The following is a 15384-nucleotide window of genomic DNA, read 5'->3' on the forward strand; positions in this document are numbered from 1 at the left end:
ACTCCGCGACGACCCGCCTCTCGGCAGGCCTCGCTCAGACGGGAACAGGGCGCGGCACGCCCGGTCGGGCGTCGCTTCGCGCATCCGGGGCCGCGGACGCGGCCGGTGCAGGTCAGACGATCGGAGGGCGCAACAGCGGGAGCTGCGGCGCGGCGGCGAGACCGCTGCCGGTGCCCGGCACCAGGGCCGCATGGCGCACGGCCAGCGCGAACGGCACGGCGATCACGACCAGCGCATGGCAGTGCTGCAGGCAGGCGTCGAGACAGATCTGCGCGCAGTCGTCGCCGTGCCCGGCGTGCTCGGCCGGCGTGGCGGTCGTGGACGATGCGGGATGCGATGCGTGCGGGTCGGCGACCACGGCTGCGCCGGCCTCCGCGTCGTGGCAATCGGGCACCGGCGCCGGCATCGCAGCCTGCGACACCGCGTGCGCGGACTCGACGCCCAGCACCGCGACACGCGCGGACGCGCTGGCGGCGCCGATGCCGTTGGCCAGCAGCACCAGGCACAGCAGCACACGCAGCAACGCGGCGCGGCAGGTTCGGCGGAGGGCGGGGCGTCGGCTCACCGCGACAGGATACCGCCGTGTCGCGTGGCGCGTGTCGCGACACGGCGCGGGCCGCGTTCACGCGCAACAAGTTCCGCGATCCGCGTAGCGAAGCCGGCCTGCGTGGCATTGGTGGCGGCCGGATCGCGCGCAGGCGCGCGCCTACAACAGGCAGGAGCACACCGACGGCTGGACGCCCGACCCGTTCCTGCAGGAACGCCTGCGCGCGCGACGCGGTTGCGTCACCTCTCGATGGCCCACATGCGCGCGCCTGCAAAGCGGGCGCGCATCGGCCTGCGTCGTGCCGGCCCCGCCCTTGCAGCGCCTGCGCGCCAGCGCATTGCGTACTGCCCGGGTCGCGCGCAAGCGCGCGCCTCCAGGACGCGGGCACACGAACCGGGTGTCAGGGATACCCGCCCCAGCGCGTCGTCCGTGGGCGCGTGGTCGCGTCGGAAATGCGGACGCGACGGGCCACGGCATGGGCAGCCGGCCCACGCCATCGAGGCGCCCCTATCGGTCACCGCCTGCGCGATCCGGTTGCGCGCCGCATTGCCGATGCAAGGCGCCATCCGGCAACGCCGGAAGCCTCTCGGGGCAACGCCGGCACCGCCACGACGTCCACCGTGATGCCGGCCACAGACGCGTCAAGCTGGGGTTGACCCCAGGTGTCGGCAGGTTAAGGATTCGTTACAACGTCATGACCGGTGGCTCAGGGGCACCGGTCTTTCCCGTCCCTGCCGGAGCCGTTGCCATGACCCCACTGTCGCGCCACCGCCTGACCACTGCTGTCCAGCTGTCCCTGCTGCTCTGCACGCCCGTGCTGGCCAGCGCCCAGACGCCGTCCCCCGAACCCGAAGCCCGCACGCTCGACACCGTCAGCGTGACCGGCACGCGCATCCGCAAGGCCGAACTCGAGACCGCCGTTCCCGTGCAGGTGCTCACGCGCGAGGACATCGACCGCAGCGGCTTCACCTCGGTTGCCGACATCGTCCAGAACCTCACCGCCAGCGGCGCGGCGCTCAACACCAAGTTCAATTCCAGCGGCAACTTCGGCGCACCGCCGGACGGCGGCGGCGTCGGCGCCGGCGCGGCGACGGTCGACCTGCGCCATCTCGGTCCCAAGCGCGTGCTGGTGCTCGTCGACGGCATCCGCTGGGTCAACGAATCCTCGGCCTCCGGCGTCGGCGCCGCGGTGGATCTCAACACGATCCCGCTGGCGCTGATCGAACGCATCGAAGTGCTGGAGGACGGCGCCTCGTCGATCTACGGCTCCGACGCGATCGCCGGCGTCGTCAACATCATCACCCGGCGCGATGCCGAAGGCGGCAGCCTCGACCTGCACTACGGCGAGTACGACGATCTCGGCGGCGCGACCTGGGGCGCGGACCTCGGCTGGGGCGGCAGCAGCGAACGCGCGCAGTGGTTCCTCGGCGCGTCGTACTACAAGCAGGACGAGATCGCCTCGTCGGAATTCGCCAATGCCAGCGTGCCGGTGCCCGGCACCGGCCTCGCGAACGGCAGCTCGGCGACGCCGGCCGGCCGTTTCATCTTCCAGGATCCCAACACCGGCGAGGTGCTCGACATCACGCCGAATGCGGGCGCGACGTCGCCGGTCTACGACCCGACCCAGACCGGCTGCGACCGCACCGACGACTTCCATTGCTTCGGTACCGCGGACCGCTACAACTTCGCGCCGAACAACCTGCTGCTGACGCCGTCGGAGCGCAAGTCGGTGTTCGGCCAGGTGCGTTTCGAGTTCACGCCGCAGATCTCCGGTTACACCCGTCTGCTCTACAACGAGCGCAATTCCGCGAACCAGGCCGCGCCCGAGCCGTTCTTCCTCGGCACCGACGCCGGCGTCTACAACCCGTTCGCGGAGAGCACGCTGGTGATATCGGCGCTGAATCCGTTCAACCCCTTCGGCTTCGACCTGACCACGGTCGGCGACGACGCCAACCTGTTCCTGATCGGCCGCCGCCCGGTCGAAGGCGGCCCGCGCCGCTACACCCAGGACGTGAAGACCTGGTACGCCGCCGGCGGACTCGAAGGCATGTTCGCCGTCGGCGACCGCACCTGGAACTGGGACCTCAACCTGATGCGCAGCGAGAGCCGCGCCGAGCAGACCAACACCGGCAGCTACAACGTGCGCCGCATCAACGAGGCGCTCGGCGATCCTGCGGTCTGCGCGACCATCGCCGGCTGCACGCCGCTGAACCTGTTCGGCGGGCCGGGCACGATCACGCCCGAGATGCTGGCCTTCATCCAGCCGGTGGTCCGCGACGAAAGCCGCAACACGCTGAGCCTGGCATCGGCCAACATCACCGGCGACATCGCCGAGCTGTGGGCCGGCGCGCTGTCGTTCGCCGCGGGCCTGGAATACCGCAAGTACGAAGGCAGCTACACGCCCGATCCGATCACCATCGCCGGCGAGTACAACGGCGTGCCCTCGGGCGCGACCCGCGGCGACTACGACGTCAGCGAGGCCTACGGCGAACTCAGCGTGCCGCTGCTGCGCGACTCGGCGTTCGGCCAGAGCCTCGATCTCAGCATCGCCGGCCGCTACTCGGACTACTCGACCTTCGGCGGCGAGAGCACCGGCAAGCTCGGCCTGCGCTGGCAGCCGGTCGACGAGCTGCTGTTCCGGATGAGCTACGCGGAAGGCTTCCGCGCACCGTCGATCGGCGAGCTCTACGGCACCCTGAGCCGCTTCGATGCGACCCTCGTCGATCCGTGTTCCGGCGGGGGCGCGACCACGCCGCAGTGCGTCGCCGACGGCGTGCCGCCGGGCTACGAGCAGACCAACTCGCAGATCTCGGTCGTGACCTCGGGCAACGAGGCGCTGGAACCCGAGCGCAGCCGCAGCTTCATGGTCGGCGCGGTCTGGAGTCCGTCGTTCGCCGACGAGACCAGCTGGTCGGACCGGCTGGATCTCGGCGTGACCTTCTACCGGCACAACATCGACGATGCGATCCAGGCGCCGGATGCGCAGGGCATCCTCGACCGCTGCGTCGCGACCCGCGACCCGGTCGCCTGCGCCTCGTACGACCGCAGCGAACGCGGCCAGATCGTCCGTTTCGACGACATCCTCGACAACCTCGGCACGATCAAGACCGACGGCTGGGACTTCAACGCCGGCTGGACCCTGCCCGAGCACGCCTGGGGCCGCCTGCGGTTCGACTGGAAGACCACCTGGGTCACGCGCTACGAGCTGGTCAACGAGACCGGCACGCCCGAACCGCGCCGCCCGGGCGTGGAGGTCAACAACAGTGCGATTCCGGAATGGACCTCGACCCTGGTCGCCGACTGGCGCACGGGGCCGTGGTCGGTGTCGTGGACCACGCGCTACATCGACAGCCTGACCGAGTCCTGCGGCGGCGCCAACGGCTTCCCGATCTGCGACGACAGCGCCAACGACATCAACGGGCTCGGCTCGACGACGTACCACGACCTGCAGCTGTCGTGGCGTTCCACCGCGTGGCTCAAGGGCACGCGCGTGAGCCTGGGCGTCAACAACCTCGGCGGCAAGGAACCGCCGGTGTGCCTGAGCTGCAGCCTCAACGGCTACGACGCGTCGACCTACGACCTGCCGGGCCGGTTCGTCTACGCGCGGCTTGGCCTGGAGTTCTGAGTCGGGGGCGGACGCCCGGATCCCTTCCCCCGCGCCGCGGGGGAAGGCAGGGGCTCAGCGCCGCAGGGCGGCGTCGGGAATCTCGAGCTCGGTCGACAGCGCCAGGTGGTCCGAGAACGCCGCGGGCAGGGCCTGCATGTTGGCGCACTTGAGATTGGACGTGACCAGGATGTGGTCGATCGCGCGCTGCGGCCGCCAGCTCGGAAAGGTGTGCACGGCGCAGGCCGGCGGCTGCAGATTGGTGCTGCGGTAGAGCACGTCCATCTCCGGCCGGTCGGACGTGCAGTTGAAGTCGCCCATCAGCACCGCGTGCGGGTGGTCCTGCAGCAGTTCGGCGATGAACGACAACTGCGCATGCCGCGACTGCGCGCCGAGCGACAGGTGGGCGACGGCGATCGTCAGGCCTTCGTCGCCTTCGCCGAAACGTCCCAGCAGCACGCCGCGTCCGGAGATCCGGCCCGGCAATGCGTGGTTGACGACCTCGAGCGGCTCGACCTTGCTCAGCAGCCCGTTGGCGCTGGACGCGACCGCGCCGACGCGGCGGTTCGGCTGGTGGCTCCAGTAGCCGAAACCGCCGCGTTCGGCGAGGTAGTGCGTCTGGTTGGTGAAGCCCGACCGCCAGCTGCCCGGATCGCTTTCCTGCAGCCCGACGATGTCGTGGGTGCCGGCCAGCGCGGCGATCGCGTCCAGCGACACGGTCTTGCCGACCGGCAGCACGTGCGACCAGCTGCGCGTCGCGTAATCGCTGTAGCGACGGGTGCTGGAACCGGCCTGGATGTTCGCGCTGAGGAGTTTCAGCCGCTGGGTCGACATGGCGGTGCCGCGCTCAGGGCGCGGCACGTTCCATGGCGACGAGATGGTCGGCGATGCGCAGGGTGTCTTCGAGCGAGTTGCCGCCGGTCACCCGGTACTTGCCGTTGACGACCAGCGTCGGCGTCGCGTTGATGCCGCTGCGCACGGCGAACTGGCGGGCGCGGCCGAGGCTGGCGTTGACCGCGAAGCTCTGCATCGTGCTGCGCAGCTGCTTGGCGTCGACGCCCAGCGTGCCGTAGAACTCGGCGATCGCATCGGCGCTGGCGTTGGGCGGCAGCCGGCGCTGCAGGTGGATCGCGTTGAACGTCGCCTCGTGGGTCTGGCCCAGCACGCCCATCGTTTCGGCCGCGTAGTAGGCGCGCGGGAAATTGTCGGCTTCCTGAAACACGGCCGGCACCGCGACGAAGGCCACGTCGGACGGCTGCTTGGCCTTCCACGCGTTGACCAGCGGTTCGAACGCGGCGCAATGGCCGCACCAGTAGGCGAAGACCTCGGCGACTTCGATCTTGCCCATGGTCTGGCCGAAGGGCTGGCCGCCCTCGATGACCACGTAGTCGGAGCCGGCGACCGGGGCCGGGCCTTCGGGCGCGCGGACCGGGCCGGCGGCGGCCGGCGCGGCCTCTGCAGGCGCGTCGGTCGGGGCGGTCGCAGCTGCATCGCCGCTCGCGGCGGGCGCGGCAGGCGGCGTCGCGGTCTGGGCGGTGGGTGCGGGCGCGTCGGGCGCGGCGGCCGGGTCGGGCTGCTGCGAGCAGGCGGCGAGCAGAACCGGGGCGACCAGAAGCAGCAGGGCGTGGCGGATCTTCATGCGGACTCTCTCGGAAGGGCGGACTGGGAGGACTCGGTGACTCAGCGGGCGGCGCGTTCGCGGGCGATCAGCTGTCCCGCGGTGTCGAGCGTGCCCTGCAGCGTCCGGGACTGGACACGATACCGGCCGTTGATGATGAGGGTCGGCGTGCCTTCGACACCACTGCGGGCGGCGAAGGCGCGGGCCTGGTTCATTTTCTCGTCAGTCGCCGGGCTGGCCATCGCCGCGAGGAAATCGGGCTGCGACAGCGCGCCGTGCGCGGCATACCAGCGCGCGACCGCATCGAAACTGGCGCCGCCGCGCGGCAGCGCCGAGGTCTCGTGCACCGCCTCGAACAGGGCGTGGTGGGTCCGGGGCTGCAGGCCCTGCGCCTGGGCGACGAAGAAGCCCCGGGCGAACGCATCGTTGGCCGCGAACGCCGCAGGCAGATAGGTGAAGCGCACGTCCTCGGGCAGACCCGACAGCCACGCATCGACCGGACCCTGCAGGCGGTAGCAGTGGATGCAACCGTAGGAGAAGACTTCGACGACCTCGATCCGGCCGTCCAGCGGGGCCAGCGGCTCGCCGCCTTCGATGACGACGTAATCGACGTTCTCGACCGGACCGGGTGTCTGCGCCAGTGCCGGCGACAGCAACGCCGCGAGCGGCAGCAACAGGGACAGCAGCGCGATCGCGCGCGGGCGGGGCATCGGGAGCATGGCCGCAATTCCAGCAACGGGGGCGCGCAGCATACGACTGTCGGCGCGGGCCTGCTGCGGCGGACGGCGACGCGACGGCGGCAGTGCCGCCTGCCGGCGTGGCCCGCGATCCCGGAGGCGCGCGGGCTGCGAGGGCTTCAGTCGGCGTCCGGCGCGTCGGCAGGCGCGGGCTTGGCAGGCGCGGGCGCGTCCTGGGCGTCGAGTTCGGCGTCGGCGGCCTCGGCATCGGGCGTCGGCACCGGCGTCTGTTCGAGCGGCGTGGCGGGCGCCGGCTGCGCGGCGGCCTGGGCCTCGATCGCGGCCATCATCGCCGGGTCCGGACGCTCGTGCAGGCCCTGCATGTAGCTGGCCAGCGCTTCGATTTCCTCGTCGGTCAACGACTTGGCCACCGAGGCCATGACGTCGAACAGGTGCGTGTCCTGCTGCGTCGTCGTGCCTTCGCGGTAGGCGTAGAGGCGCGCCGAGCTGTACCAGGCCTGCTGGCCGGCGACGTGCGGGTACGCGGGGCCCGGGTTGCCGGCGCCGGCGGGACCGTGACAGGCCATGCAGGCCGGCAGGCCGCGTTCGGTGTCGCCGCTGCGGAACAGCTTCTGGCCGACTTCGAAGAACTTCATGTCCTTGTAGGGACCGGCGTCGACCACGGCGTCGTCGGCGATGCCGGCGCCCGCTTCCTGCTGGGCGTAATGAGCGCCGAGGTCACGCATGTCCTGCGCGCTCAGCGGCTGCGCATACGGCTGCATGATCGGGCTGATGCGCTCGCCGGTCTTGAACAACGCCAGCTGGCGGGCGACGTAGCGCTCGCTCTGGCCGGCGATGCGCGGGTAGAGCGTCGGGTCGATCTCGGCGTTGCCGTCGAGGCCGTGGCAGGCCGCGCAGGCGCCGGCAAGCTGGCCGCCCTTCTGCGCGTCGCCGGGCGTGGCCTTCGACAGTTCGGCGACCAGATTGGCCTCGAGCGGTGCGGTCTCGACCGCCGGATTGTCCGGCAGCGGTGCCACGGTGGTCTGGGCAAAAGCGACGGCACCGACCAGCAGGACGGCGAGACCGGCGACTCCGTAGGCGCGAGCGTGGCGCATTGCTGGGCTCCGTGGATCGTTGACGCAACGGCCGGCGGAATGCGGGCGCGAGTCTCGAAATTATGTGTCGCGGGGTCGGGACGGTCAAACCGGGGCGCCGCGGGCGGGCGGTACGGGCCGGTCCGTGCCAAGCTATCGCGATGTCGAATCCCTTTGCACGCGCCAAGTATCTGTTGGCCGCCCACACCCCGCAGCAGCTCCCGCCCGACGGCGGATTCGAGGTCGCATTCGCGGGTCGCTCCAATGCCGGCAAGTCCAGCGCCCTCAACGCGCTGTGCCAGCAGAATGCGCTCGCGCGCGTGTCCAAGACCCCGGGCCGCACCCAGCAGCTGGTGTTCTTCGACTTCCCGCCGCACGACAACCGCTTCCTCGTCGATCTGCCCGGCTACGGCTACGCGAAGGTGCCGCGCGACCTGAAAGCGCACTGGCAGGCGTTCCTCGCCCAGTACTTCCGCGAACGCGGAGCCCTCAAGGGCCTGGTGGTGGTGATGGACATCCGCCATCCGCTCAAGGAATACGACCGCCAGATGATCGCCTTCGCGGTCGAACACGGCATGCCGGCGCACGCGCTGCTGACCAAGGCCGACAAGCTGGGCCGCGGCGCGGCCGGTAACACCCTGCAGGCGGTGCGCAAGGAGCTGCTGGCACTGCACGGCGACAAGGTCAGCGTGCAGACGTTCTCCGGCGAGACCAACATCGGCATCGACGAGGCGCGCGGCGTCATCGCGCGCTGGCTGGAGATCGGGCGTCCGGCGGCCAAGCCCGCGTCCTGACGCGCGCCGTCGCTGGAACACTGGCGACGCATCGCCACAACGCCGCCCCCGGTATCGCGCGCTTATAGTGCCGCCTTGCGATTCCGGGTCCGGCCCGCACCTCGCCCATTTCCGATCGAGCGGCCCGCATGTCCAGCCCCAGCCACGTCAGCGACACCCCCATCACCGATCGCAACACCCTGGTCGAGGTGCTGGCCTCGGGCGAGAAGCCGATCGCCGACTGGCGCATCGGGACCGAGCACGAGAAGTTCGGCTTCCGCCTCGACGATCTGCACGCGCCCACCTTCGATGGCGATCGCGGCATCGAGGCGTTGCTGCGCGGCCTGACCCGCTTCGGCTGGGAAGCCGTCGATGAAGGCGGCCGCACGATCGCGCTGCTCAAGGACGGGGCGTCGGTGACGCTGGAACCGGCCGGCCAGCTCGAGCTGTCGGGCGCGCCGCTGGAGACCATCCACCAGACCTGCGGCGAAGTCGGCTCGCACCTGTTCGAGGTCAAGAGCGTCGCCGACGAGTTGCGGCTGGGGTTCCTCGGCATGGGCTTCCAGCCCAAGTGGCGTCGCGACGACATGCCGTGGATGCCGAAGGGCCGCTACAAGATCATGCGCAGCTACATGCCCAAGGTGGGCGACCTCGGCCTCGACATGATGACGCGCACCTGCACGGTGCAGGTCAACCTGGACTACGCGACCGAAGCCGACATGGTGAAGAAGTTCCGCGTGTCGCTGGCGCTGCAGCCGATCGCGACCGCGCTGTTCGCCGATTCGCCGTTCACCGAAGGCAAGCCCAACGGGTATCTCAGCTACCGCTCGCACATCTGGACCGACACCGACGCCGACCGCACCGGCATGCTCGACTTCGTGTTCGAGGACGGCTTCGGCTACGAGCGCTACGTCGACTACCTGCTCGACGTGCCGATGTACTTTTCCTACCGCGACGGCATATACCACGACGCCAGCGGCCAGAGCTTCCGCGACTTCATGCGCGGCGAACTGCCGGTGCTGCCCGGCCAGCTGCCGACGCTGCGCGACTGGTCCGACCACATGACCACCGCGTTCCCGGAAGTGCGCCTGAAGAAATACCTGGAGATGCGCGGCGCCGACGGCGGGCCGTGGAACCGGCTGTGCGCGCTGCCGGCGTTCTGGACCGGGCTGCTGTACGACGACGCGGCGCTCGACGCCGCGTGGGACCTGGTCCGCGATTTCACGATGGTCGAGCGCAACGCGCTGCGCGACGAGGTGCCGCGGCAGGCGCTCAACACCCCGTTCCGCGACGGCACGCTGCGCGACCTCGCGGTCGAGGCGCTGAAGATCGCCGCGTCGGGCTTGCAGCGTCGCGCCCGCCTCAACGGCCACGGCCAGGACGAGCGCGTGTTCCTCGACACGCTGATCGAGATCGCCGAGTCCGGCCAGACCCCGGCCGAGCGCAAGCTCGAGCTCTTCCACGGCGCGTGGAACGGCGACATCGACCGCGTGTTCCGCGAGTTCGCGTACTGACGCAGCGGGGCTGCCGGTTCCACGAAGCGGTGACTTCGCTCGTGTAGGCTGCAGCGATGACCGATCGACATGACGAACCCTTGCGCGAAGTCAGCTTCGCGCAGACCGATGCGCTGCTGCGCGACGACGTGCGCCGGCTCGGCGCGATGGTGGGCCAGATGCTGGCCGAGCAGGGCTCGCAGCAGCTGCTCGACGAAGTGGAAACCGTGCGCCGCGCGTCGATCGAACGGCGCGAGGCCGGCCGGCCGGTCGACGCACTCGCCGACACGCTGGCGCAGATTCCCACCGACGATGCCGAAGCCCTGGTGCGCGCCTTCGCCGCGTACTTCGGCGCGATCAACCTGGCCGAGCGCGTGCACCGCATCCGTCGCCGGCGCGACTACCAGCGCGCCAGCGATGCGCCGCAGCCCGGCGGCCTGGAGGCGGTGTTCCGCGCGCTGCAGGACGATGGCGTGACGCTCGAGGAACTGGAGGGCTGCCTGGCCCGGCTGCACATCGAGCCGGTGTTCACCGCGCATCCGACCGAAGCGGTCCGGCGCGTGCTGCTGGAGAAGGAGCGCACGATCGTCGAGCGGCTGATGGCCGACATCGACCGCGAACGCACGCCGACCGAACGCCGCGCCGACGATGCGCGCATCGTGCTGGCGCTGACGTCGTCGTGGCAGACCTCGGAAGCGCCCGCACGCAAGCCGACCGTCGGCGACGAGGTCGAGCACGTCGGCTATTACCTGTCGAACGTGCTGTACCGCGTGCTGCCGGTGTTCTACGAGGCGCTGGGCGATGCGATCGAGCAGGTCTACGGCACCCGCCCCGACCTGCCGCTGCTGCTGCGCTTCGGGACCTGGGTCGGCGGCGACATGGACGGCAACCCCAACGTCAACGCCGACACCATGCGCGCCGCGCTCGGTGCGCAGCGCAGCCAGGCGCTGGCGCAGTACCGCCAGGACCTGCGCGCCCTGGGCAACGTGCTGACGCAGACGCTGGATCGCGCCGGCTTCGACGACGCCGTGCTCGCGCGCGTCGACGACTACCGGCGCCGCGTGCCGGGCGCCGAGGCCGCGCTCAATCCGCGCCATGCCGACATGCCCTACCGGCGCCTGCTCGACCTGATGCAGGCGCGGCTGGCGGCGACCGACGCCGACCATCGCGCCGGCTATGCGGGCGCCGAGGAATTCGTCGGCGATCTGGAACTGATCGACGCCAGCCTGCATGCGCACCGCGGCGACAAGGCGGGCGCGTTCGCGCTGCATCGTCTGCTGTGGCGCGCGCGCACGTTCGGCTTCCATCTGGCCGCGCTCGACCTGCGCCAGGACTCGGCGGTGCACGACGAGGTGCTGGGCCGCATCGACGGCAGCGACTGGGTCGCGCGCGACGTCGGGACCCGCGTCGAACGCCTGCACGCGATGCTCGACGCGCCGCCGAAGACCGGCGACGCCGCGCCGCACGAGACGGTCGCCTCGACGCTCGGCGTGTTCCGCGCCGTCGTCGACCTGCGCCGCAGCCACGGCGCTTCGGCGACCGGCCTCTACATCATCTCCATGGCGCGCAGCGCGGCCGATGCGCTGGCGGTGCTCGCGCTCGCGCGCATCGCCGACTGCACCGTCGACGGCGAAGTGCCGCTCGATGTCGCGCCGCTGTTCGAAACCGTCGACGACCTGCAGGCCGCGCCCGCGGTGATGCGCCAGCTGTTCGACGACCCGCGCTATCGCCGCCACCTCGCCGGGCGCGGCGACCGGCAGACGGTGATGCTCGGTTATTCCGACAGCGCCAAGGACGGCGGCCTGCTGGCCTCGCGCTGGGCGCTGCAGCGCACCCAGGTCGAGCTGACCGCGCTGGCCCGCGAGGCCGGCGTGCGCATCATGTTCTTCCACGGCCGCGGCGGTTCGGTCAGCCGCGGCGGCGGCAAGACCGAGCGCGCGGTGATCGCCGCGCCGCGCGGCTCGGTCGACGGCAGCCTGCGCGTCACCGAGCAGGGCGAGGTCATCCACCGCAAGTACGGCATCCGCGCGCTGGCGCTGCGCAATCTCGAACAGTCCACGGCCGCGGTGATCCGCGCGACGCTGCGGCCGCGGCCCGCGGATCCGCGCGAGGACGGCTGGCGCGATCTGGCCGCGACGCTGGCCGAGGTGTCGCGCACGCACTACCGCGCGCTGGTGCACGAGCGCGCCGACTTTCCCGACTACTTCCGCGCCGCGACGCCGATCGACGTCATCGAGCGCCTGCAGATCGGCTCGCGCCCGTCGCGGCGGCGCGATGGCGGCATCGGCAACCTGCGCGCGATCCCGTGGGTGTTCGCGTGGGCGCAGAACCGCTCCGGCCTGACCGGCTGGTACGGTCTCGGCACCGCGCTGCAGCACGGCATCCGCACGGTCGGGCAGCAGGCGATGACCGAGATGGCACGCGACTGGCCGTTCTTCCGCGCGGCGCTCGACGATGTCGAGATGCTGCTGGCCAAGACCGACATCGCGATCTTCGAGCGGTATTCCCAGCTGGCCGGCGACGCGCATGCCGATTTCTTCCCCGGCATTCTCGACGAGTGCCTGCGCACGCGCGACGCGATCCTGCTGCTGAAGGAGCAGGACGTGCTGCTGGCCGACGACTACCGTCTGCAGCTGTCGATCCGCCTGCGCAATCCCTATGTCGACCCGATCAGCCTGCTACAGGTCGAACTGCTGCAGCGCTGGCGCGCCGGCAACCGCGAGGACGACGGCCTGCTGCGTGCGCTGGTGTCGACGGTCAACGGCATCGCCGCCGGCATCCAGAACACGGGCTGACGCGGCGCGTCTCGCCGGCTGCGACGCGTCTGCCTAGACTGGCGGCTTCGTCCCCGTGAGTGCGCCCCATGTCCGACGTCGAACTCGTTCTCTACACCAACCCGATGTCGCGCGGCCGCATCGCGCGCTGGATGCTCGAAGAAGTCGGGCAGCCCTACCGCACCGAGGTGCTGGACTACGGCGACGGCATGAAGTCGCCGGCCTTCCTCGCGATCAACCCGATGGGCAAGGTGCCGACGCTGGTCCATGGCGACGCGGTCGTGACCGAGGCCGCCGCGATCTGCGCCTACCTCGCCGACGCGTTTCCCGACGCCGGCCTGCTGCCTGCTGCCGAGCCGGTGGCGCGCGCGGCGTACTACCGCTGGCTGTTCTTCGCCGCGGGCCCGGTGGAAGCCGCCGTCACGGCCAAATCGCTGGGCCTGCTGGCGCCGGCGGAGCGGGCGCAGATGGTCGGCTACGGCAACTTCGAGCAGACCGTCGACGTGCTCGAGCAGGCCGCGGCCGGCGCCGCACCCTGGCTCACCGGCGAGCGTTTCACCGCCGCCGACGTCTACGTCGGCAGCCAGATCGCCTGGGGCCAGATGTTCAAGTCGATGCCGGCGCGGCCGGCCTTCGTCGATTACGTCGCGCGGCTGCAGGCGCGCCCCGCGTGGCAGCGCGCGAACGCGCTCGACGATGCGGCGATGCCGGCGTCCGCCTGAGTTGGTCGGGGCGGGCGTGGGCGATGGTGCGCGCCGTGGGTCGCGGCGCTGCCATCGGCCTGCAACGTGCGTGTCATATCGTCGCGGGTCGCCCTCGCACCCCAGGTGTCACCCGATGCATCGTGTCCGTCGTCCGCGCGCCCTCGTCCTCCCGGCCATCGTTGGCCTGTGCCTCCTGCCTGCCCTCGGCCAGGCGCAGCGGCAGCCCGCGCCGGCATCCGAGCGCAGCGACGCCACGTGCACGCTGACCGCGTTCCGCGTGCGCGCCGATTTCGAGGCCGTGCTCAACGCCGGGGACGGCTGGGCCGGTGGCACGAACGAGGCGGTCACGCTCGAGGCGGACCGGCCGTTCCGGCTTCGCGTGGAACTCGAAACCGCGGACGCCGCTGAGCAGGCGCGGCGTTTCTGGCTCCAGTACCGCCGCAACCACGGGCCCTGGACCGATCTGCCGGCGGCCGACTTTCCGTATCCCCTGGGCGTGACGCCGCCGATCAGCGTGGTGGCGAACGGGGAGTACGCGCCGGGCGAGGCAACCGCCGATCTGCTGGCCGGCGCCACCGCGCCGTTCCGGGCCGGGACCGGCCTCGTGCTCGAAGCGACGACGCCGACGTGGCAGGGCGGACGGGTCCACGGCGAATGGGAATGGCCGCTGGTGATCCGGCGCTTCTCCGACGGGGCCGCGACCAGCGAGACGGGCGACGTGTTCGAGCTCCGCATGGCCGGGACCCCGGGCGCGTGCGCCAGCGTCGCCAGCCCGCGCCTCACCCTGGCCGTGCCGCCGGGCCTGCTCGGCGGCACCTTCGTCGAGACACCGGGTCCGATCGGGCCGTGGCAGGCGGCGAACGGCGACCTGTATTTCACGATCGAGCCGGCGGAAACGACCAACGTGCTGATGATGGTCAAGTCCAGCGACGGGGGCCGCACCTGGCGCGAGGTGGACGGTGCCCGGCGTCCGGTGACGGGCGACCTCGAAGGCGTCGCGGCGACGTTCGACGGCGACACCGTGCATATCCTCCACCAGACCTCCGAGGACGTGTGGCATCACGCGTTCCGCACGTCCGACCATCCGACGCATCCCGACACCTGGGCGATCCGCGACGAACGGCTGGCCTCGCCCGTGGAACCGCCGACCCAGGTCGCCGCGCTGGCCGCCCGTTCTGACGGCAGCCTGGTGGGCGTGTACGGCGGCCCCGACCGTCTCCACGTCAGGATCCGCGGCGCGGACGGCACCTGGGGGGAGGAGGCCATCGTCGATGCCGGCAGCGGTCCGCGCCTGTCGGGGCCGATGGCCGTCACCGGCCGCGACGATGTCGTGCATCTGGCCTACACCGGCCACGACGGCACGGCGTGGTACCGGACCGTCGCCGCCGATGGCACGCTCGGCGCGCGCCAGCGCGTGTCGGATCGACTGGCGCGCGGCAGTGGCGATGTCGGTTCGGTATTGCCGCTGGTCTACCTGCCGGAAGACGACACGCTGGTGGTGATCTACCGCACGGCCGATGGCCGCCTGCGCGCGCGTCGCGCGGTCGCGGGCGCGCCGTTGGGCGAGGAGCGCGTGGTGACCGACCGCGTCGTCGTGCAGAACGCGGTGGACGCCGACCAGACCGGCGCCGACGCCATCGCGCTCGATGGCGCGGCGCACGTGCTCTTCATCGATGCGGCATCCGGCAGCCTGTTCCACACGTCCAGTGATCCGGACGGGTCATGGCGCGACGCCGTCCTGCAGCAGGACGATGTCGACGCCCAGTGGGTGCGCGGGCAGGCGGTCCGACGCGCGGACGGGACGACCGTCTACGGCTACGTGTTCGACGCGGGCTCCAATGGCGGCTCGGGCATGAACCGCTACGGCGAGGTGGCGCCGGCAGCCGCGGTCCGCTGATCGGGGTTCGAGCGTCGCGACCGGCGCCGTCGCTGCGCGTCCAGGCGGGACATCGCCAAGCCCGGACCGCGGGTGCCCTCCATCGCCCTGGGCAGGCGCGCGCTCGCGAGCGCGCGCCTGCCCAGGGCGGTCGTTCGTAACCGGGGTTGACAGGCTGCCGCGATGGAGCGCGGCGGGCTGAAGGGGCCGCGTCGTCGTCCGCC

General features: G+C 71.3%; 10 protein-coding genes and 1 pseudogene. 6 read left to right on the plus strand and 5 right to left on the minus strand.

Annotated features, from left to right (window positions below; translation table 11 throughout):
- Window positions 1–112: 112 nt before the first annotated feature.
- Entirely contained in the window at window positions 113–565 is a 453-nt protein-coding gene (locus CJ022_RS07765; RefSeq protein WP_143703909.1) for a CopL family metal-binding regulatory protein, read from the minus strand.
- 730 nt (window positions 566–1295) lie between these two features.
- Between CJ022_RS07765 and CJ022_RS07770 the strand changes: the two genes are divergently transcribed.
- Window positions 1296–4172, plus strand: coding sequence for a TonB-dependent receptor plug domain-containing protein (locus tag CJ022_RS07770; RefSeq protein ID WP_101926088.1), 2877 nt, complete (start codon window positions 1296–1298; stop codon window positions 4170–4172).
- A gap of 54 nt (window positions 4173–4226) precedes the next feature.
- Here CJ022_RS07770 and CJ022_RS07775 read toward each other — a convergent pair whose 3' ends face one another.
- The 4 genes and pseudogenes from CJ022_RS07775 to CJ022_RS07790 all read right to left on the minus strand — a co-directional run.
- On the minus strand, window positions 4227–4985 hold the full coding sequence (locus CJ022_RS07775) for an endonuclease/exonuclease/phosphatase family protein (RefSeq protein WP_101926159.1): 759 nt from the start codon (window positions 4983–4985) through the stop codon (window positions 4227–4229).
- 13 nt (window positions 4986–4998) lie between these two features.
- A complete protein-coding gene (locus CJ022_RS07780; protein ID WP_101926089.1) occupies window positions 4999–5790 on the minus strand; it encodes a thiol:disulfide interchange protein DsbA/DsbL in 792 nt (263 codons plus the stop codon).
- Window positions 5791–5831: 41 nt separating this feature from the next.
- Window positions 5832–6488 (minus strand): thiol:disulfide interchange protein DsbA/DsbL, encoded by a 657-nt coding sequence (locus tag CJ022_RS07785; protein WP_158238374.1) that lies wholly within the window; start codon window positions 6486–6488, stop codon window positions 5832–5834.
- A 254-nt stretch (window positions 6489–6742) separates the two neighbouring features.
- A pseudogene (locus CJ022_RS07790) lies at window positions 6743–7561 on the minus strand (c-type cytochrome); the annotation flags it as partial.
- Window positions 7562–7701: 140 nt separating this feature from the next.
- Here CJ022_RS07790 and yihA point away from each other — a divergent pair.
- From yihA to CJ022_RS07815, 5 genes are all read left to right on the plus strand, one after another.
- Entirely contained in the window at window positions 7702–8334 is a 633-nt protein-coding gene (yihA, locus tag CJ022_RS07795; RefSeq protein ID WP_101926092.1) for a ribosome biogenesis GTP-binding protein YihA/YsxC, read from the plus strand.
- Window positions 8335–8462: 128 nt separating this feature from the next.
- On the plus strand, window positions 8463–9827 hold the full coding sequence (locus CJ022_RS07800) for a glutamate--cysteine ligase (RefSeq protein ID WP_101926093.1): 1365 nt from the start codon (window positions 8463–8465) through the stop codon (window positions 9825–9827).
- A gap of 56 nt (window positions 9828–9883) precedes the next feature.
- Window positions 9884–12601, plus strand: a complete 2718-nt coding sequence (gene ppc, locus CJ022_RS07805; protein ID WP_101926094.1) for a phosphoenolpyruvate carboxylase — start codon at window positions 9884–9886, stop codon at window positions 12599–12601.
- 68 nt (window positions 12602–12669) lie between these two features.
- Window positions 12670–13302, plus strand: coding sequence for a glutathione S-transferase family protein (locus CJ022_RS07810; protein WP_101926095.1), 633 nt, complete (start codon window positions 12670–12672; stop codon window positions 13300–13302).
- Window positions 13303–13417: 115 nt separating this feature from the next.
- Entirely contained in the window at window positions 13418–15181 is a 1764-nt protein-coding gene (locus CJ022_RS07815; RefSeq protein WP_101926096.1) for a sialidase family protein, read from the plus strand.
- Window positions 15182–15384: the final 203 nt, after the last annotated feature.

The sequence above is a fragment of the Luteimonas rhizosphaerae genome (assembly GCF_002849595.1).
GTDB lineage: Bacteria > Pseudomonadota > Gammaproteobacteria > Xanthomonadales > Xanthomonadaceae > Luteimonas > Luteimonas cellulosilyticus.